Origin of the sequence: Microvirga pakistanensis, from assembly GCF_004458765.1 — a bacterium.
GTDB classification, from domain to species: domain Bacteria; phylum Pseudomonadota; class Alphaproteobacteria; order Rhizobiales; family Beijerinckiaceae; genus Microvirga; species Microvirga pakistanensis.
Genome location: NZ_SPJX01000296.1, coordinates 95,039 through 114,713, shown reverse-complemented (window position 1 = coordinate 114,713; position 19,675 = coordinate 95,039). Strand labels below are relative to the sequence as shown.

The 19,675-nt window shown below is 62.6% G+C and carries 21 protein-coding genes; 13 read left to right on the top strand and 8 right to left on the bottom strand.

The features are described from left to right. Positions 1-82 precede the first annotated feature (82 nt). The 5 genes from E4K09_RS16485 (at position 83) to E4K09_RS16465 (ending at position 8,429) form a co-directional block, all read left to right on the top strand. Positions 83-1,834, top strand: a complete 1,752-nt coding sequence (locus tag E4K09_RS16485; RefSeq protein WP_134498859.1) for a type I secretion system permease/ATPase — start codon at positions 83-85, stop codon at positions 1,832-1,834. Then, positions 1,831-4,497 carry a calcium-binding protein gene (locus E4K09_RS16480; protein WP_134498857.1) on the top strand — a complete coding sequence of 889 codons (2,667 nt, stop codon included), beginning with the start codon at positions 1,831-1,833 and terminating at the stop codon, positions 4,495-4,497. Before E4K09_RS16485 ends, E4K09_RS16480 begins: the two co-directional genes overlap by 4 nt. Before the next feature lie 48 nt (positions 4,498-4,545). Next, positions 4,546-5,853 (top strand): HlyD family type I secretion periplasmic adaptor subunit, encoded by a 1,308-nt coding sequence (locus E4K09_RS16475; RefSeq protein WP_134498855.1) that lies wholly within the window; start codon positions 4,546-4,548, stop codon positions 5,851-5,853. Between the two features lie 6 nt (positions 5,854-5,859). Further along, complete coding sequence (locus E4K09_RS16470; protein ID WP_134498853.1) at positions 5,860-6,312, top strand: hypothetical protein; 453 nt, start codon at positions 5,860-5,862, stop codon at positions 6,310-6,312. Positions 6,313-7,838: 1,526 nt separating this feature from the next. Beyond that, the gene (locus tag E4K09_RS16465; protein ID WP_134498851.1) at positions 7,839-8,429 is read left to right on the top strand and encodes a sulfocyanin-like copper-binding protein; all 591 of its coding nucleotides are present in this window, start codon (positions 7,839-7,841) and stop codon (positions 8,427-8,429) included. Positions 8,430-8,827: 398 nt separating this feature from the next. On the opposite strand, the gene E4K09_RS29175 is transcribed toward E4K09_RS16465, so the two are convergent. The 5 genes from E4K09_RS29175 to E4K09_RS29170 form a co-directional block, all read right to left on the bottom strand. Further along, positions 8,828-8,983, bottom strand: a complete 156-nt coding sequence (locus E4K09_RS29175) for a hypothetical protein (protein ID WP_166802361.1) — start codon at positions 8,981-8,983, stop codon at positions 8,828-8,830. Positions 8,984-9,041: 58 nt separating this feature from the next. After that, complete coding sequence (locus E4K09_RS31080; protein ID WP_425293852.1) at positions 9,042-9,272, bottom strand: hypothetical protein; 231 nt, start codon at positions 9,270-9,272, stop codon at positions 9,042-9,044. A gap of 440 nt (positions 9,273-9,712) precedes the next feature. After that, entirely contained in the window at positions 9,713-10,003 is a 291-nt protein-coding gene (locus tag E4K09_RS16455) for a hypothetical protein (protein ID WP_193557302.1), read from the bottom strand. 186 nt (positions 10,004-10,189) lie between these two features. Beyond that, positions 10,190-10,390, bottom strand: coding sequence for a hypothetical protein (locus tag E4K09_RS16450; RefSeq protein ID WP_244610536.1), 201 nt, complete (start codon positions 10,388-10,390; stop codon positions 10,190-10,192). Further along, positions 10,362-10,505 (bottom strand): hypothetical protein, encoded by a 144-nt coding sequence (locus E4K09_RS29170; protein WP_166802360.1) that lies wholly within the window; start codon positions 10,503-10,505, stop codon positions 10,362-10,364. The genes E4K09_RS16450 and E4K09_RS29170 overlap by 29 nt, the downstream gene beginning before the upstream one ends. A 364-nt stretch (positions 10,506-10,869) precedes the next feature. Here E4K09_RS29170 and E4K09_RS16440 point away from each other — a divergent pair, with 364 nt between their 5' ends. Beyond that, on the top strand, positions 10,870-11,397 hold the full coding sequence (locus E4K09_RS16440; protein ID WP_134498848.1) for a hypothetical protein: 528 nt from the start codon (positions 10,870-10,872) through the stop codon (positions 11,395-11,397). Positions 11,398-11,680: 283 nt separating this feature from the next. After that, positions 11,681-12,601 carry an alpha/beta fold hydrolase gene (locus E4K09_RS16435; protein ID WP_244610535.1) on the top strand — a complete coding sequence of 307 codons (921 nt, stop codon included), beginning with the start codon at positions 11,681-11,683 and terminating at the stop codon, positions 12,599-12,601. On the opposite strand, the gene E4K09_RS16430 is transcribed toward E4K09_RS16435, so the two are convergent. After that, positions 12,596-12,826 (bottom strand): DUF2934 domain-containing protein, encoded by a 231-nt coding sequence (locus tag E4K09_RS16430; RefSeq protein WP_244610534.1) that lies wholly within the window; start codon positions 12,824-12,826, stop codon positions 12,596-12,598. The genes E4K09_RS16435 and E4K09_RS16430 overlap by 6 nt on opposite strands. Positions 12,827-13,166: 340 nt before the next feature. Between E4K09_RS16430 and E4K09_RS16425 the strand changes: the two genes are divergently transcribed. From E4K09_RS16425 to E4K09_RS16400, 6 genes are all read left to right on the top strand, one after another. Continuing rightward, positions 13,167-13,601 (top strand): DUF2141 domain-containing protein, encoded by a 435-nt coding sequence (locus tag E4K09_RS16425; RefSeq protein ID WP_134498844.1) that lies wholly within the window; start codon positions 13,167-13,169, stop codon positions 13,599-13,601. Next, positions 13,598-14,587 carry an ABC transporter ATP-binding protein gene (locus E4K09_RS16420; protein WP_244610533.1) on the top strand — a complete coding sequence of 330 codons (990 nt, stop codon included), beginning with the start codon at positions 13,598-13,600 and terminating at the stop codon, positions 14,585-14,587. Before E4K09_RS16425 ends, E4K09_RS16420 begins: the two co-directional genes overlap by 4 nt. After that, positions 14,584-15,786 carry an ABC transporter permease gene (locus E4K09_RS16415; RefSeq protein ID WP_134498842.1) on the top strand — a complete coding sequence of 401 codons (1,203 nt, stop codon included), beginning with the start codon at positions 14,584-14,586 and terminating at the stop codon, positions 15,784-15,786. The genes E4K09_RS16420 and E4K09_RS16415 overlap by 4 nt, the downstream gene beginning before the upstream one ends. Positions 15,787-16,276: 490 nt before the next feature. Beyond that, positions 16,277-17,008, top strand: coding sequence for a LuxR family transcriptional regulator (locus E4K09_RS16410; protein ID WP_134498840.1), 732 nt, complete (start codon positions 16,277-16,279; stop codon positions 17,006-17,008). Between the two features lie 75 nt (positions 17,009-17,083). Further along, entirely contained in the window at positions 17,084-17,716 is a 633-nt protein-coding gene (locus E4K09_RS16405) for an acyl-homoserine-lactone synthase (protein WP_134498838.1), read from the top strand. Between the two features lie 2 nt (positions 17,717-17,718). Beyond that, positions 17,719-17,940, top strand: a complete 222-nt coding sequence (locus E4K09_RS16400) for a hypothetical protein (RefSeq protein ID WP_134498836.1) — start codon at positions 17,719-17,721, stop codon at positions 17,938-17,940. A gap of 192 nt (positions 17,941-18,132) precedes the next feature. On the opposite strand, the gene E4K09_RS16395 is transcribed toward E4K09_RS16400, so the two are convergent. Further along, positions 18,133-18,522 carry a response regulator transcription factor gene (locus E4K09_RS16395; RefSeq protein WP_244610540.1) on the bottom strand — a complete coding sequence of 130 codons (390 nt, stop codon included), beginning with the start codon at positions 18,520-18,522 and terminating at the stop codon, positions 18,133-18,135. A gap of 159 nt (positions 18,523-18,681) precedes the next feature. Further along, positions 18,682-19,608 (bottom strand): S1C family serine protease, encoded by a 927-nt coding sequence (locus tag E4K09_RS16390; RefSeq protein WP_166802359.1) that lies wholly within the window; start codon positions 19,606-19,608, stop codon positions 18,682-18,684. Between the last annotated feature and the right edge of the window lie 67 nt (positions 19,609-19,675).

The window sequence follows — 19,675 nt, the reverse complement described above, 5'->3', positions numbered from 1 at the left end:
CAGGAACGGACGACGACCGGCGGGCCATCCGTGGCCCGCCGGTCACCCCCACAACCACAAGACCACCAGCAGGGACGGACCAATGCGCGGGACCAGTTTCACGTCGGCCCAGAAGCGGAAGGCAGCGGAAAAGCTGACGCAAGGGCTTCGGGGAATTATCATCTTCCTCTTCTCGGTGTCCGGCATCATCAACGTGCTCGCGTTGACCGGCTCCTTCTATATGCTCCAGATCTACGATCGGGCACTGACCAGCGGCAGCATACCGACGCTCTTGGCTCTGTCAGTCCTGGCCGTCGGCCTCTACCTGTTCCAGGGACTGTTCGACGTGATCAGGTCCCAAGTGCTCGTCCGGATCGGCGCTCGGCTCGACAAGCGGATCGCGCCTCTCGCGCATCGGGTCGCCATAGACATGCCCCGCTTCGGCTTCTCGACCTCTGAGGCGCTCGAGCGCGGCCGCGACGTCGACACCGTGCGCGGCTTCCTGGGCGGGCAGGGGCCGACGGCACTCTTCGACCTGCCGTGGATGCCGCTCTATTTGGCCTTCGTCTACTTCCTTCACCCGCTGCTCGGCGCTCTCGTCCTTGGCGGAGCCGTCGTCCTGACGATGCTTACCATCGCCACCGAGATCATGACCCGGCGGCTGACCGGCGCGACGCACCAGGCCGCGATCGAGCGCAACGCGATCGCGGATTCAAATGCCCGCAACGCCGAGATCCTCAAGGCCATGGGGATGGCGCAGCGGGCCGTGGCACGGTTCGACAAGGCGAACACCGAGCACCTGAGCCTCCAGACCAGGACGAACGACATCAGCGGCACGTTCGGCGCCATCTCGAAGGTGCTGCGCATGATCCTGCAATCGGCGACACTTGGACTGGGCGCGTACCTGACGATCCAGGGCGAGCTGTCAGCCGGCGCGATCATCGCCTGCTCCGTGGCCTCCGCCCGGGCGCTCGCCCCCGTGGACCAGGCCATCGGCAACTGGAAGGGCGTGGTCGCTGCCCGCACCGCCTTCCAGCGGCTCAAGGAGACGGTGATCGCGTTGGCCGACATGGACGAACCGCTGGCGTTGCCGGCACCCAAGAGCACGCTCCAGGTCGAACGCATCACGGTTGCAGCCCCCGACTCCGGCCGCGTGCTCCTCAGCGACGTGGAGTTCCAACTCAAGGCCGGACAGGCGCTCGGCATCATCGGCCCGAGTGGAGGCGGCAAGACGACCCTGGTGCGCGCCCTGAGCGGCATCTGGCCCGTGCTGCGGGGCAGTGTCCGCCTCGACGGGGCCGAGCTCACCCAGTGGAAGGACGAGGATCTCGGCCGTCACGTCGGCTACCTGCCGCAGGACGTGTCCCTGCTCGACGGCACGGTCGCGGAGAACATCTCGCGCTTCGACGTGGAGAACGACTCCCGCGCCATCGTGGCGGCGGCGCAGGCCGCGGGCATCCACGAGATGATCGTGCGCCTGCCAGAGGGCTACCGCACCAAGCTGGGGGCCCAGGGCACCGCGCTCTCGGCCGGCCAGCGGCAGCGCATTGGTCTGGCCCGCGCGCTCTACAAGGATCCGTTCCTGGTGATCATGGACGAGCCGAACTCCAACCTCGACGGCGAGGGCGAGGCGGCGCTGACGGAGGCCATCAAGACGGTCTGCGCGCGGGGCGGCATCGCCCTCGTCATCGCCCATCGTCCGAGCGCCCTCGTCGCCGTCGATCTCATTGCCGTCATTCAGAACGGGCGCATGACGGCCTTCGGGCCGAAGGAGGAGATCATCGGAACCCGCGGGGCGATGGTCGCCCCGGCCGCCCGGACGACGGCACCGGCAACCGCGAGGGCTATGGCATGATCATCGACGTCAAGGGAACCAAGGGCGACGGCCAAGCCAACGAGGCCGAATCCCGTCAACGCTATGAGCTGAAGGAAGTCAGGTTATCGAAGATGCCGCTGGCGTTCGGGGCCTTGGTGCTCGGCATCGCCGCCTACATCAAGAGCGCTATGCCGAGTTGGGGCCATCTTCCGAACGAGGACGAGTCGCCCCTGCGGCCAGAGGACGGTGGGAAGCCACATCTCAAGCTCGTCGATACCGGGATGCTCTCCGCCCCACTGGAGCCGCTGGAGCAGGGCGACACCCAGCCGGAGGAGGGCCAGCCGCGCCGGATCGGTTCAGGCACGCTTTTCGACAACCGCCTGTCCGAGCCGACATTCCTGATGGTCGACTCGCCGCCGCTCCAGTTCGCGAATCCGTTTGTCCAGCGATCGGACATCAGCAAACTTGCGAGGTTCGAGGGGGCGCTCTTCGCGTCCAACGACAACGTCGGCCCCGGCACCGGCGGAGGCTCGAGGCCCGGGAACGACAAGCCCGGGCACTCGAACCCGATCCCAAAGCCAGTGGAGGACGACGATGACGATCCCCGTGGTCAGGCCAACCGGGCGCCGCGGACGAGCGGACCCGTCTACCTCCGTGACGTAGCAGGTTGCGCGACTGTCCTCATCGGCTTGTCGGACCTGCTGGCGAATGCTTCGGATCCCGATGGCGACGCCCTGTCGATCAGGAACCTGAAGGTATCCTCGGGCAGCATTACCTGGACCGGGAAGGGATGGCTCTACGACGGAAACGGCCTCGGCCCGGTGACGGTCACGTACGAGATCACGGACGGCAAGGCCACGATCGTCCAGCATGCTTACTTCTCGGTGGTCAGGAACTCCATCGTCGGCACCGACGGCGACGATGTACTCCTCGGAACCGCGTGCGCCGATGAGATCGAGGCGCGCGCCGGGAACGACATTATCGACGGGCGTGCCGGAGATGACCTGATCGACGGAGGGACCGGCGATGATCACATCGTCGGCGGGGCTGGCAACGACATCATCCACGGCGGGAATGGCAACGACATCATCTTCGGAATGGCCGGAGACGACCAGATCTCGGGTGGCGCGGGCGATGACCGACTGTTCGGGGACGACGGCAACGACACTGTCTTCGGCGACGATGGCAATGACCAGGTTCACGGAGGCAGCGGCAACGACGCGCTGTTCGGCGGTGCCGGCAGTGACCTCATTAACGGTGATGCCGGAAACGACACGATGGAGGGGAACGACGGCGACGACGTCCTCATAGGGGGCGGCGCGAACGATGTCGTCTCGGGCGGATTCGGCAACGACAAGGTCGACGGCGGGGCGGGCGCCGACCTCCTCCTCGACAACGCCGGACAAGACACCGTGGCCGGCGGGCAAGGCAACGACCATGTGGTCGTCGCCCTCGACGGCGACAGGGACACCTATGAAGGCGGTGCCGGGACCGACACTCTCGACCTGTCGACTGCGGAGCACGGCATCGATGTCGATCTGGCACTGGGTTCTGCCGGGGGATCCGAGATTGGGGAGAACCAGGTCGGCAGCTTCGAGATCGTCGGAGGAGGTTCGGGTGCCGACACGATCTCCGGCTCCGTAGGCAACGAGACCCTCTCCGGTGGGGCCGGCGAGGACCGGATCGACGGACGGGGCGGCAATGACGCGCTGGATGGCGGTGCTGGCAATGATACCCTTCACGACGGCAGCGGTCAGGACACCATGTCGGGCGGGGAGGGCAACGATCGGATCATCGTTGCCACCGACTGCGACCGTGATCGCTACGACGGCGGCAGCGGTAACGACACGCTCGACCTGTCGGACACAGCGTCCGGCGTTGCCGTCGATCTCTCCCAGGAGACCGCCAGCGGATCCGAAATCGGGAACAACATCGTGACCGACTTCGAGTCCGTCAGCGGCGGTTCGGGCAACGACACGCTTTCCGGCGTCGCAGGGGACGAGACCCTCTCGGGAGGCGCGGGCGACGACCGGATTGCCGGGCGTGACGGCGACGACCTCCTGGACGGCGGCACGGGCGATGACATGCTCGCGGACGGCACCGGACGGGACACTGTGTCGGGAGGCCGTGGGAACGACGTCATCAGTGCCGAGGCCGATGGAGGCGACGATGCGTTCGACGGCGGGGAAGGCCGCGACACGCTGGACTACTCGTCCTCGGAGGAGGGGATCACCGTTGACCTAACCGAGGGAACGGCAAGCGGCAATGACATTGGCACCGATACCTTCAGCGGCATCGAGTGCGTGGTCGGCGGCTCAGGCGACGACCGCTTCGTCATCGGCCAGCAGCCCGTGGTGCTCGAGGGCGGCGATGGCGACGACCTGTTCGAGTTCTCCCCGCCTCCGCCGGCCTGCGCGCCCACGCCGGTCCTCCACGAGATCGTCGACTTCACGGTCGGTGACCGGATCAGGATGTCCAAGTACGACCTCTTCGAGAAGGTTTTCGACAGGCTCGAGAGCCAGTTCGAGAGCATCTACGGCGACAAGGTTGACGAGGACGATGCGCGGATCCGGTATCGGCATGAACGGTCGGAAAGCATCGACCGAACCGTGATCGAGGCCGATCTCGATCATGACAGGATCTACGAGACCACCATCCACCTTGACGGCCACAAAGCCATCGTCGTCGTCGAGCACGCATAACCAAGACAGCGACCGCAGGCCAAAGCCGCGGCATTGAGGAGACAGAGAATGAGCAAGCGCGCAGGGAAGGACAAGGACGATTTCCGCCTCGGGAGCCGGGTCACTGCCGGGATCGCCCTGGGAACGCTTCTGGTGGTGGGCTGTGGGGGCTGGGCGGCCATCGCCCAGATCAACGGGTCAGTGATCGCCCAGGGTACGGTCAAAGTCGACCAGAATTTGAAATTGATTCAGCACCGCGACGGCGGCATCGTCAGCCAGATCGCAGTGCGTGAAGGCGACCGTGTCAAGGCCGGGCAGATCCTGCTGCGCCTCGATGACGTGCAGACCAAGGCCGAACTCTCGATCGTCCGTTCGCAGCTCTCCGAACTCGTAGCCCGCAAGATCAGGTTGATTGCGGAGCGAGATGCCGCGGACACAATCGTCGTTCCGCTGATAGAGGTGGTCCCGGTCACGCTGGCCGATCTCGCCTCCTACGGCGAGGTGAGGCTGTTCGAGGGCAATCGGGCAAACCGGGAAAGCCAGAAGGAACAGCTCCGCTCGGAGATCGCGCAGCTTGAGCAGGAGGTCAAAGGACTCCAGGCCCAGCAGACGGCGAAGAACTACGAACTCAACTTGGTCCGGACGGAGCACAGCAAGCTCAAAGGGCTGGCTGACAAGGGACTGATCGAGGGATCCCGGATGTATGGCATCAACCGTGATCTTACCAAGCTCACGGGCGAGATCGGCGAGGTCGACGCGAGCATCGCCCGCGCCCGTGCCCGGATGAGCAGCATCACGTTGCAGGTCATCTCCATCGACGAGAACGCCCGGACGGAAGCCCAGCGCGAGCTGAGCGCAGTCGCAACAAAGATCTCGGAGCTGAACGACCGCCGCATCGCGCTCGAGGACCGGCTCTCGCGGACGGATATTCGTGCGCCGCTGTCGGGGATCATCAACGAGCTGTCGGTGCATACGGTCGGCGGCGTGATCACGCCGGCCGAGACCCTGGCCACGATTGTGCCGCAGGACGCGAAGCTCAAGATCGAGGCCAAGCTCTCGCCAGTCGACGTTGACCAGATCTTCATCGGGCAATCCGCAAAACTCCGCTTCTCTGCGTTCAACCAGCGCACCACGCCGGAGCTGAAGGGTGAGATCGCATATGTCTCCGCCGCCTCCACCCGCGATCCGGCGACGAACACCACGCACTATCTTGCCGACGTCCGCATCGACCCGACCGAGTTCGAGAAACTAGCCGGGCAGCCGCTCAAGCCGGGGATGCCGGTCGAGGTCTTCGTGGCGACGCAGGACCGGACCGCGATCTCGTATTTGTCCAAGCCTTTCATGGACCAGTTTGCCAAGGCGTTCAGGGAGGAATGAGGGGCCATGAGGCACGCGAGCGCAACGTCATCGGACCAGGCGGTTCAGGGGCATATCGAAGGAATTTGGTTGCCGCGGCGCGCATGGCTGGCGCTGGAGAGGGACAAGATCAGGACGCTTGCCCAGCTCGCGCACATCGCTCCCCGCATCGAAAGGGTCATCCCCGGCATTGGAGGGAAGACAGCCAGAACGATCCGCGAGCAACTCGGCGATCTCACATTGCTGAAGGCGGCATCGGCGGACGTCGAGGAACTCCATGGACATCCTTCTCTGGCCGGGAGCGCGAACCGCCCGGACGCCGCCGCGCCGGAGGCGATCCGGGCGCCGAGCATGGACTCGCACCCTTTCACAATGGAGCAGGCCCTCCGGGCAATGATCATCTGGCGGGCGGTTTGTCCTCATTGTGGGACCAGCGACATCTATGTGACGGAGGGCCACGGCTCGCCGGACGGGTCCTGAACGCCCTGTGGCACATCGGGAGCAGAGACGAGAAAGGGTGTTGTATTTGCGGAGGGTATTGTCTTCTTGCCTCAAGCGGATCTTGCGACACACCCCAGACAAAAAGGCCGTCGAGCCGAGGCCTGAACTGCCGCCGGTGAAACCGGATCATCGGGTCTGAGGCAGCATTCAACCCAGACTTCGCGATCACATTGCCGACAGAGCGGCGTATTGCCGTCGTGTCAGATGGCTACGTCGGCGCGCGGCAGAACCTTTTCGGGGCGCAATTCAAGGGGGAGGGAGCCGGCCGGTCCGGGACCATGCACCTGGTATGTGATTGGAGAAGGATCGGCGCCGACGGCTAGGAGAAAGTTGAGCTCTACGCCACCGAGGATGAGGCAGTAATGGCGCTTGAGGCCTTAGCGTAAGTCAAGCGGCGGGGCTATCAGGGTCGTTAAGCCATTGCCGAGCAGATGCTGAACATCGTCGGCCAAAATTTCCCCGTTCTGCTCAAGCACCGGTGCCAGTAAGGCGACCCGACCAGCATGATGGGAAACGATGGCCGCGGCTCTATCGCAGCCGGCGCTATGAAGAATTTCGCCGAGGTATGGATTGTCAGGGAATAGACTGCGGGTGATCGGTAGGCGTTGGGCATTTCGGAGCCGTGGAGTTACTCAACGCCGCTCAACGCCGCACCAGATCGTCCAGCCATCACGATAGCGTTTCGGTCGACCAGCCCTGTTCCGGCACGTCCCGTTGAGTCATCTTCAAGCCACACGCGCACGACTTATACCAAGCGCTCAAGCGACAACGGCATGGCCTACCTCATCGATGGCGGTTCGGCGGGAACGAGGATTGGAAAGGTGAGTCATCGTCTGAGCTTATGGCAGAATCCACGCGCGCAAAACGGTCTCCGCAACTGCGCATAGTGCACAGTACGGAGACAGTCATCGTTGCATAACCCTGCAGGAATAGGAAGCTGTCAGGCTGCGTAGCGTACTAGGCTCAAAAACGCGACCCCGTTCGGATGCTCAGCCGAACGGAGTTTTCCTTAAGTGCTCATTAACCATCTAGCGGTGACCATGCCCGAGCTGATCCGCTGATGCGGCAGTGAGAATCAGCACTCACCTCCAAAGCAGTCAGGGCGGGATGGACCGCTTCGATCTGCTTTGGGGTGCGAGTGTCCTGGCGCAGCAAAGGTCTGGTCCGCCCGGGTCTCACAGGATCGATCGGTCCATAATATCGCCACGGTTGAACGGCCAAGTCCTGCATATGCGGCGCCTGTTCCCTTGAGTCGCAGATGCCTTGGCTGAAAGCCCCCAAACCTCTTCATCCAAGGCCCGGACGCCCTAGCCGGAGGTCGGCAGAGACCCCTCGGTTAGGGCGTTCCTCCTTGCCATCGCAAGTAGATTTCGCGGAACGCCGTTTTATGGAACGGTCAAATTGGATGCATAGCGGGATAAGCGTATCCTAGGTGCTGCATCGACCTCCGTCGCAGTCTATTGCGCCCTGGCAAGTGTTAGGGCCGCCTGGCAGGAGAGGATCACATGTTGGCACGCTTTGCCCGGCTTGCTCCCATTGCCGTCACGTTAGGCCTACTCCCCGGAGTTGTAGAGGCCGGCGAGCCCTTCGTTCCAAGCTGGATCAAGAACGATCCCACTGCCAAGTCTGTGGCGATGGAGATCGTGGCCGACTGGAATCAGGTTGCCCGTTACGCCAAGGATAACATCCGCACCGACATCATTGACTTCAATGGCTACTGGGGCGGCAATCTCACGATCATGGTGCCGACGGGCTGGTCGGTGAACATCGAGTTTTTCAATGGCTCACTGTCGTTTCGGCACAGCCTGATGGTGACCAGGGTGTATGCCCAAGCGGAGATGCCGGTGAAGCTGGAGGCGAAGGACGCGATTTGGGGTGCCTACACCGATCCGCCAGAGGGCATTTACACGAACGAGAGGCGGCAACTCACCTTTGTGGCGCAGCAGTCCGGCAACTACTTCCTCGCCTGCGCGAGGCAGACCCACCTCATGGACGGCCATTGGATTGGCTTTGAAGTGCGAGACGGCCTCGAGCGGGCCGTGGCGGTTGTCCACGAAGGCAAGTTCCCGCCAGAGCAGCCTCCAGGGCGTCCTTGAGGGGTGTGGCGCCTGTGAAACTGTCTCCTGATTGCCGAGAAGCGGACGTTATGGAACTTCCCTCGCCAAGTCTGGGCATTTCGGGTAAATCGGCCAGCATGGAAAAGAGATGCCAATCTGTCAGGTGTTGTGACACCGCTGGAAATGCCTTCTACGGAGGGTTATTGGGCATGGCGGTTGCCTCCTTGCACCATGTTCAGCACGCCCTCACCAATCGGATTCCGGAGAACATTCCCGCGCACATCCTTGGCGAGTTCGCAGTCGCTGCATGTGGGGGCGCAGTCGCGTTTGTGTTCGTTTCACTCATCTGCAACCGTCTAAGAGGCAGTGCGTGATTTGCGTTGAGCGCTGTGTGGAGCTGCTTCGAAGCGAAGACGACTAGCTGGGTGGCAACAGCCTTAGAGATGAGCCATGTGGTAGCCCACGAGGGCGAGCACCGCTGTCGCGAGAATGATTAGCCAGACCAGGCTCATGCGGGTTGCTTTCTCGTGTCGTGCTAGCCGAGCGTCGATGTTCTCTAGCTTCTCGTTCCGGTCACGGTCATTTGCGCTCATGACCTTGCATGTAAACGTTTACACGAAAGACGTCTTTGCAGGTTTGCAGGAGCTCGTTTCAGCACGAAACGAACGAACCCGGGTCACGCCCAACCGGGCCATACCTGACACAACGGTCCGGCGCAGATCGTGCAGGGTCCAATCTGTTACGCCAGACACGCGATCCAGCCGCGCGCTCGGCCAGCACCCGCTGGTCCTCCATCCGGGCCCGATGGGGCGTGACTTGGCCGTACTCGCTAATGGTGTACTTGCGTGGATTGCGGCGGTCTCCGGCAGGCCGATACTGCACGGGAAAGACCTTGCGCCCCGCAGGCGTAACCTTGAGGCCGAAGCCCTTCAGCTCGGTGTTCTACAGATCACGTCCTCGGCTGGGACCGATGGCGCTCTTGGTGAGCTTGAGGCGGTTCATGCCGTCTCCTCGAGAGGCTACCTCGCTTGACTATAGGTAGCCAGAAGACGGAAACTGCAGGAAGCCCGGGGGATACGTTATGCAGAGAAGAACGTAGCTAGTTCAGAGGCTTAGGAAGCATCCGGCATTTTCAGGATACATCCGGAAACCAGCGACACCTGTCTTTTAATCAGAGGGTCCTGGGTTCGAGTCCCAGTGCGCTCACCATCTAACCCCGATACTGGCATGGGGTTTTTTCTCCGCCACCTTAAATCGGAGGAAGGCTCGGTCTGGTGCTTCTAAGACGTAAGGCCTTGGTCAGCTTTGGCTGGTCAGGGCCGCTATGACCATGCCTTCGGCTTCATTGTCTCGTTTGGAGACTCATCGGAGGCAGGTGCGCTGGGGGCGCAGGAATTCTCGTGCCGAATTCCGTCAGGTGTTTGAGGAACCGCCGAAGCCTTCCGGACCCGCTCACGGGTTCCGCGGCTGCGCCAGAGCTCGAGCAGTTCCTGCCGCAGTGGCGGACGCGGCTTCGGCAGCGTCCGCCAGATCAGCAGGGTGCAGGCCTTGCTGACGGCCAGCACGAAAGCCATGCCATAGAGAAGGCCGACCCTGGAGAAGCTCTCGTCCATGCCAGTCCTCAGCACCCGTTCGCTCGAACCCAACCGGGCACGGTCAATGCACCATTCCGGCGGTCAGTTCCAGTGAGAAACACCTCCTGCTCGGTCGTCAGTGCCCGTCCAGCGTGAACTGGTCGACTGCGTCGGGCAGCTCCTCCGAGAGCTTGGATAGGAGCTGCTGGCGCCGCTCCAGCCCTCCTAACGCCGGGTGATCTCGTGCTCGTCGAAGTCCACCGTTCCCCCGTCATCGAGAATGTCGATGATCCGATCCACCTCGGCATCGGAGGCGCGCACCGCCACCAGCGCTCCGCCGCGGTGGATGCCTTCCGCATAGGCGTGGGCGTCATCCTCGTCGGCGCCGGCACCGGCATCAAGGCTTCGGCACCAGGGGTATGACACCGCCTATGGCACGTTCGGCAACGAGGCCGCCCTTGGCAACGTGCTGGGCGGCGTCCTCACGGGTGCGATTGGCGATGCGATCCTGGGACAGGTTCTGCGCGCTGGCTTCCACCATGGGCCAATCCGTGGGATTCCGGCTTCGGCGGCGGGGGCTTCAGAACCAGCGGATCATTCTGATCGCTCATCACGGATGGAGGCATCGGCCGCAATGCCGCCCGGGAGAAAGCCGTCATAAACGTTGCTCGGTGATCGACTAGCGGATCTGCGCAGAAGGTAAAGGTCTGGTTCTGTCTGAAGCGCTCTCCTGAGAAAGGGTTCCGGCGATGCTCAGGCCTGTCAGTTCCTATCCCCCTTTAACAGCACAAGCTACGCAAGGGCCCACCATGAGCAGCCATCGGCAGGGCACCAATCGACACCGCAGACGCATCAGGAACAAAGTCAGGGCCCGACCATTCTGCCTGCACTACAGGAGGGATGAAATGGCAGACAAGACGAGCTTCACACCTGATGAATGGGCCCGCGTCGTGGCCAGCCCGATGGTGGCCAGCATGGCGATCACCGCGGCCGACCCAAGCGGCCTCTGGGGCTTGCTGAAGGAAGCCATGTCCGGCGGTTGGGCCCTGCTGGAAGTTAAACAGGGCAGCCAGCAGAATGCGCTCGTCAAGGCCGTGGCCGACGACATCACCACGCCAGAGACACGCAATGCCGCCCGCGACCGAATGCAGGCGCAGTTCAAGGGCGCGCAGCTGGGTGAACTGAAGGGCAGGGCCATCGAGGAGCTGCGCGCCGTATCCGCGCTCGTCGACACCAAGGCTCCCGAGGACGCGGTCGGGTTCAAGGGATGGCTCAACGAGGTTGCTCGGAAGGCAGCGGAGGCTGGCACGGAGGGCGGCTTTCTTGGTTTCGGCGGGGTTTACGTTAGCGATGCCGAACGAGCCACGCTGGCCGAGATCGCAACGGCGCTCGGCTCGTCCGGAGCCGTCCCGCCTGCAACACCCTCGTCATGATCGGTCACAAGAGCGGCAACCTGTCTTTGTGCGATGCAGCAACCCATTGTGGAACCGGGCGTTGTTCGTCCTGGATTCCGAACGGAGAAGCTGCATGCGCAACGTGGAAACAGACGTAAATCTGAAAGCACTCCCTGCTGATGCTGCGGCGGGAGCCGATGGCGTCATGCAGGATTCTGCTCCCGGGCACGCCTCTGATGGGAGGCATGCGAGCCTTTGGAGAACTGGAAGAACGAGCCCCCGATCATACCAGTGGCGTGTTCCCGCTCTTGCCGGCGCCGCCATGGCTCTGGGGGCCGCAGCGCTCTACAACCGCAAACAGGCCCGCGATGCCGAGCGTCGTTACCCACCGATCGGACGCTTCCTCGACGTGGATGGCGTGCGCCTGCACTACGTCGAGCGTGGCCATGGTGATCCCTTGGTGCTTATCCACGGCAACGGCACCATGATCCAGGACTTCACCGTCAGTGGCCTCGTGGACCGCTTGGCGCAGCGCTATCGGGTGATTGTCATCGACCGACCGGGCTATGGCTACAGCTCGCGTCCGCGTCAACTCTGGACACCACGGGCTCATGCCCGGCTGTTCCGGAACGCCTTGGCCCAACTCGGGGTCGAGCGGGCTGTGGTTTACGGCCACTCCTGGGGCACCCTGGTGGCCGTGGCCCTTGCGCTGGAGGTCCCGTCACTCGTGCGCGGCCTCGTGCTGGGCTCGGGCTACTACTACCCGACCCTGCGGGCGGACACGTTCCTGCTCTCGCCGCCCGCCATCCCGGTAATCGGCGATGCCATGCGTTACACGGTCTCCCCGCTCGTGGCGCGGGCGATCCTCCCAGGCATGATCAAGCGGATGTTCCAACCGGCTCCGGTGCCGGAGCGCTTCGAGCAAGAGTTCCCGAAGGCGCTGATGCTGCGGCCGTTGCAGCTTCGCGCGGCCGCCGAGGACGCAGCACTCATGACTCCATCCGTCATGGAGTTGGAACGGCATTATCGAGAGCTGACGGTGCCGCTGACCATCGTCACGGGCATGGACGATCAGATCGCGGACGTGGGCCGCCAGTCCGCACGGCTGCACCGGGAAGTGCCGCACAGCGAGTTCATCGCCCTGCCGGGCCTCGGCCACATGATCCATCACCTGGCGCCGGATGCCGTCGCTGACGCTATCGATCACACGGCGCAACGATCCAGCCGGCTATGGGTCCTATGACTCAGAGGAGCCCTTGCCCGCTGCGGCGGTTTGCGCGGCCTCGACGGCTTCTGCAGGCGTGGCTTCCTCAACCGTCGCTTCGGGGCGCTCCTGGGAGGGGCCCGCCTCCTCGGCCCTGAGTTCCTCCTCGGCCTCGTGCCAGTGATCGAACGGATTGCCCGTTCGGCCCTGCCGCTCCCAGATCTGGTAAGCCCGCACCCGGACTTTCTCTTCCCAATCATTCATGGCTTGTCTCCCGGGGGACATCGGTCCTCGTGGGAAATAGGGTCGCGCCTGGATTTGTGTGCTGGTTCCAGATTGAAATACTCGGATCCGGGGCCGCGGCTAGCGAGCTCAAACGCCAGAAACCTGAAGCCGTGTGTCGCTCTTCGTCACGGAACCGTCGATACCGCCTCGAGCCAGGCGTTTCAGGCCGCTGTCGAGAGGGGAGGGCTGTTCGTTGCGGCATACGCAGCGGCAAAGTGAGGAGCGCCTTCAGCCCTTCGGTTGAAAGGGGGCTGACTCAGGACAATTATGATTTCTCGTGCGGCTGAACTTGGCCGATGCGCTCATAGGGAGTTCCTTCATGGTCCGGAACGCCGTTGCGTCCGTCATCATTCTTGCTGGTTCGACCCTTTGCGCGTCGGCGGCAACTTTGTACGTGGAGGCCTCGGCTGTCCAAATAGGCGGAGGGAATGTATTTGCCGGTCTTTGCATCGGGGGGCTGGAGGAAAATTCCTGCAGATTCGGCAAGACGAGCCCGGCCTCGGCCAATGCAGTCCGTTTCACGTTCAGCGACGTGCCGCCCGGAACATATGCGGTTGCTGTGTTCCAGGACATGAATGGGAATGGCCGGCTCGATCGAACGCCGCTTGGGCTGCCTTTGGAACCCTATGGCTTCTCGAATGATGCCGGACGGCTTCGAAGGCCGAGCTTTCCCGCCGCAAGCGTTCAGGTCACCCACCGGGATCTGCGCATCGGCATAAGGCTGGCGCCCATTCCGCAGGGTCGCCAGCCGTGACGTCTGTTCGCAACTCATCGGCGGTCGATGCCCGGTCAGCCCAAGAGGACCAGACCACGTTGCATGTCGCTGAGATCGAGGACGCTGTCCTGACTCTCGGCGGTCGCACTGTCCTCGATGGCGCCACAATCAACCTGCGTCGGGGCGAGATCTACGTTCTCCTCGGGCCGAATGGGTCGGGAAAAACATCCCTCGTCCGCGCCTTGTGCGGCCAACTGCCTCTGGCGTACGGCCGGGTTGGAATTGGGGAGGCGCTCGTGGACCCTCGTCAGGGCAGCCGGGCTCGACGCCTGATCGGTCACGTGCCCCAACGCGTTGCGCTCTTTTCGCGCCTCACTGTACGCGAAAATCTGGAAGTCTTTTCGCAACTCATCAATCGGGAGGCGACCCGCGGAAGAATCGAACACCTTCTCGACGTCACGCGGCTCAGATCCGTCGCCGACTCGATGGTCGCAACCCTCTCGGGAGGCTTGCAGCGGCGCGTCAACATTGCCGCTGCGCTGGTCTCCGATCCTCAATTGTTGCTCCTCGACGAGCCAACTGTCGGGATCGATCTCGAGGCACGAAGCGCCATTCACCATGTACTGGGCGACCTCCGCGACACCGGTGTCGCGATCCTCATGGTCACTCACGATTTCGATCAGGCCGAGCGTCTTGCGGATCGCATCGGCTTCCTGAGCGAAGGGCGGATCGTTCTCGAGGGGCGCCCGGACGACGCCCTGAGATCGACCTTCGGCACCATGAAGCAGATCGAAGCGGTGCTGACCGACCGCGCAGACGGTCGAGTGGACGCCGCATTGCGTGCAGCCGGCCTCGAACCCGTCGATGGGCGGCTGCTCTGGAGGGGGCTGATTCCGGACGCGCAGGACGCGTCTGGTGTTTTGATGCTTCTGCAATCGGTCGAAGCCCCCCTACGGGAGATCCGGATCCGCGAACCTGGCCTCGATATCCTTTTCCGCCACGTGACCGGGCGTTCCTTGTCATGACGGCTATTGTCCGCGTGATGTTTCTCTCGTTGATCCGCGACAGGGCCGCCTTGTCGATGGCCTTCGCGCTTCCGCCGCTCGTCTTCATCGTCTTCGCAACCATTTTTGCCAGCGCCACCGGTTCGGAGCTTCGCCTGCATGTAGGACTCGTTGACATTGTTCGAACAGGGGCGACGCAGCGGCTTGTGGCTGCGCTCGCCGCGGAGCCTGGCATCCGTCTGACGGCGCTGCCTGGAGGCACTCTCGATGATCTCCGCGGTATGGTGCGCAATGGAGTCGTGGATGTGGGAATTGCGGTTCAGTCGGATCTGGAGACACGGCCGGGTGGGGGTCCGACGCCCATTCTGGTCGTCGAAGATGTGGCGCGCGCCCTCGCGGTTCCCATTGTGATCGGCCACATCCAGAAGACGATCAACGAACATCTCCCAGATATTGCATTGAGGCGGATCCTGACCGACGTGGAGGCGGCAGGCGCCATCACGAAGGAGGAGCGGGAATTCCTGGACCAGGCCTTTCAGGCGCAGAGTCAGGAAAGGGAAGGGTCCGGATTCGCATTTGCAGCACTTTTCAGCCGTGAGGCCGCCACCAGGATCGGAGTAGCCGGTGGACCGGTGGCGTATTATGCGGGTGCGATCGCGGCGGTGTTTCTGCTTTTTACGGCTATGCAAGGCGCTGCAACGCTTGTTGCGGAACGTGAGTCCGGCATCTTCGAACGCCTCACGCTCGCCCCGGGTGGTCTCTCCAAAGTGGTCGCGGGCAAGTTCGTCTTTCTCGTGGCGCAGGGCGTGATACAGGTCGCCATCATCTTCGGCTTCGCCTGGCTCCTGTACGGTGTGGATGTCGGAAGGGTCCTTCCCGCATGGCTGGTATCGTGCACGTTGGCTTCGGCGATGGCGGCCGGCATGAGCCTCGCTCTGTGCAGCTTGTGCTCCACCAGCCATCAAGCCCAGCTTTTGTCGAGCTTCGGCGTCCTCCTGCTGTCCGCCGTCGGCGGCAGCATGGTACCACGCTTTCTCATGCCGGAATGGCTCCAGCAGATCAGCTGGTTCACACCCAACGCGTGGGCTATCGAAGCCTTTCAGGACGCGCTTCGGCCAGTGTCGAGCGAGACAGGATTGATCGCCGCCTGGGGAGTCCTGAGTGCCGTAACTCTGGTGTCTCTATTCTTCACTTTCTTGATCGTGCGAATGAGGCAATGACGCCGCGGTCGGCAGACCCTGTTTCTGGGGAATTCAGGGACCCAACCTGTTTCCGCGCAGGTCGCTGACTCGGGAGACTGGTCAATTCCACATTTACGACCGGGCATTGTTCCTCCGACGCGATGCGCACACAGCGCCGGATGCTTTCGCGACAATCTCTGCGACGAAGGAGCTCGGCGGCCGTGAGGCGGTCAGGCGCGGATTGCAGTGGTTGCGTCAGCGGCAGCTTGCATCTCTGCGACGGTCTGCCCTGCGCATCGTCACGATTCGCCAATGTTCCCAGCTTTGGCGGGATCGGCCGCTGCTCGCCATGATGCCGGTCACGCGAACCGTTCAAGCATCTATCCTTGCCCTTCCAAGTGGCGCGAAATCTGCCCAGAGAGTTGCAACCATACGTTGAGAATTCTGCGCCGAAGAGCAGCATTTCTGGTCTTCAACTGGTTAGATTGACGCCCGAATTATTGTAATTATGTTCCTATCAGGGTGGAACATGTCACGGAAGAGCTTCGAAAAAACAGTCGAGTTTATCCGCAACCTGGAGGGGGCAAGGAACCCTGCCGAGGTCTGTGGAATGCTGCTTTCATCCGCCAAACAATTTGGTGCGGAGTACGTCCTGGCCGGTATCATCCCGCGTCCAGGGGTGGGAAGGCAACAGCAAGTCTCGGGTGTTGTGCTGGATCATTGGCCGCAAGAGTGGAGTCGACGCTACTTCTCTCATGGCTACATCTTTCGTGATCCCGCCATCACAACCGTGAGGAGAAGTAGCTTTTCATTCCTCTGGAGCGAGATCGAGCCTCTCTACCGCTCCGACATGACAGCCCGTCGCGTCATGGATGAGGCTGGCGATTTCAAGCTGAAGCAAGGTTTCACAATCCCTCTCGCCACCCTTGACGGCGATATTGCTGGTTTCTCCATTGCTGGTGAGCAGCTGGAGGTTTCTCCGGAAGAACGCGGCGTTCTCACGCTTTTGGCAACTTACGCTTTCGGACGCTCAATCCTTCTTCGCGAGAAGGAGCAAGCCACCACTATTAAATTAACGCCTCGAGAGCGTGAAGCTCTCCAATGGGCAGCAGAGGGCAAAACCGAGTGGGAGATTGGCGAGCAAATGGGGATCTCGGAGCACGGGGTTGATAAACATATGCGCTCGGCCCGTGAGAAGCTCGGAACCAGAACTCGCGCCCATGCCGTAGCGGAAGCATTGCGCCTGCAACTCATCAAATGAATGGTACGGTATCGCGTACTTATATGCCTCCACTGCGCGGGCTAAATGTCAGCACCCAAACAGCAAGGGGGCTACATGATTCACATCGTTACGCCAGAAAACCAGCACCTGTTCCGCGGCGAAATGGATCAGGCCTATCGTCTGCGGCACCGCGTCTTCGTGGAAGAGAAGAATTGGACTGACCTCGCCAGGTCGGATGGCCGGGAAATCGACCAATTCGACAACGAGCATGCTGTGCACATGCTTTATATCGAAGGGAGCAAGGTGCTGGGCTATCAGCGCATGCTGCCGTCCACGCGCCCGCATTTATTGTCTGATGTTTTGCCTCAGCTTTGTGAGGACGAGCGTCCTGTCGGCGAGCACATTTGGGAGTGGACGCGGTACTGTGTCGAGCCGGCGCATCGTGAGCGTGGGCGCACGCTGAGCCCGGTGGCAAACGCCCTTCTCTCCGGCATTGTCGAATGGGGCCTCGAGAATGGGGTAAGCTCGATCATCATTCAAATGAACCCACTGTGGCTGCTGCGCCTGGTCCAGCTCCATTTCCGCACGATTCCGCTCGGGCTGCCCCAACGGATCGGAGATGAGGATGTCGTCGCAGTCACCGCCTCCTTTGATCATCGGACCCTCGTACGACTTCAGGAAATGCGTGGCAAGTCGCAGCGTGTCCTCGCAGAGCCGTGGAGGCCCGTGCAGCGTCTTGCGGGATAGCCATGGGCAAAGCGAAGGCAGAGCTCGGCCTGAAAGAGGAACTGATGATCCTGCAGTTCTGGGCGCTTGGACGGGCCATTCTTCAGAAGTTCAGCCAGGAACAGATCCAGGCGGTGCCGGGACTGAAGGAGGCGATAGACGCGGTCTCCGGATTACCAGGTGAAATCGGCTGGGGTGACGAACCGCAGAGGTCGTGTGGACATTGTGCGGCAGTGAAGGATTAAAGCGAGTTCCCACTCTAGAGCCGCTGCATCGTTCGCGAGGTCGAAGAGAGCCCGGCTGGGACTCGGGCTCTCGATCCTTGGCGAATGCGGAAATGGAATCCGCCTCGTCGCGAATGCTCAGAACGGCTGAATTGGCGGATGTTACTTCGGTCGGTGACGGGGTGAGGATGCTGAATGTGGGCCGATCCAAGCTCACAACATTATGAGGCCGAGGCGCACGGCCTGCGCGACCGCATCCGTCCGGCCCGTGGCATCGAGCTTTGCTGCGATGGAAGCCACATGGAACTTGGCGGTGTGGAACGAGATCCCGAGCGTTCGGGCAATCAGCTTGTTGGAGGCCCCCTCCGCCAGCAACCGGAGGACCTCGAGTTCCCGGGCCGTGAGCACGTGATTGCGGAGGGAAGGAGAGGGCTGATGAGGCGTGCTGTCCGGCCACTGGACAGCACGCGGCAGGATCGCAAAACCGTGCAAGACGGCATCGATGGCCAGCAGCAGATCCGAGACGGTGGCATTTCGGGGCAGCACTCCGCTGGCTCCGGCCTCCAGGATTTCAAGCGCATTCGAGGGCTCTTCGAGAACGATGATGACCCCTTCGGCGCAAGCATGCAGATGGTCGGCGATCACCACATCGGGCTCCCTCGGGTCGAGAGCAATCCTGTCGGGCTCGCCGGCCAACATCGTGCTGACGTGGTCGAGCAGGTCTGGATCGTCGATCTGGAGCGCGATGCGTCGCACGGGGCTTCACTCTTGAGGGTGAGAACGCTCTGCGATCTCAATGGTAAGGGATATTTGCCTCCCTGCTCGCAGCAATCCGAGGGTGATGGGCTGTCCGACGCTCTCGGGTCCAAGGAGCGTGTAAACGCGACGGACGGAATGCAGGGGGGCGGCCTCCCATCGGATGAGAACATCGCCTTGCTTGATCCCGGCTCTCTGCCCGGGGCCTTCGGGATCCACATTGATGACGATAAGTCCCTTGGGCTCCGCAAGCCCCGCCGCGTCGGCGATCGTTTGATCGATCCTCACAGGCTGGAGTCCGAGCCCCAGATAGCCCCGGGCGATCCGGCCATGGGCGAGCAGTTGCTGTGCCACGTGTTCTATCGTCTCAGACGGGATGACGAGCACGCGCCCTCGGGGGCCGAGCACGGTCATCCCGATGATCTTTCCATCGCTGTCGAGAGCGGCTCCTCCTTCCGAGCGGGCATCGAGCCTCAGATCCAGATGGAGCCTGCGGGCGATGTGACCTCCGCGCAGGCTCCTCCAGGGGCCCCCTGCAAGGGCCACGATACCAAGGGCGGCGCACACCCCCTCGGGTTGGCGGCCGGCCGCAAGCACAAGATGCCCGACGCGGAGCCCGGATGGGTCTGCGAAGGGAATAGGGGGAACGGGCTGCTCCTCGGTCCGCAGGAGGGCGATGTCCGTGCTGGGATCGCGACCGAGGAGACTTGCGGAGACTTGGTTCCCGTCCGGGCGCGTGATCCGAATGTCATCGTCCGCTTCCAATGTTTCCTGGGCGGTGACGATAAGCCCGGAACGCCAGATGATCCCAGTCGATGACCTGCGCCGAGGCCCCTGGATCGCCACGAGTCTCGGCGCGATTCCATCGCAGAGGTCAGCAACCTGGTCCGAAATGGCCTTGAGGGTGGCGGGGATGGATGACGGGAGGGACATGATGAGCCTCGCTGAGAATGGTGGTCCATCCTGCTGGTAAACGCCTCCGCCTGGTACTGGCCGGTTG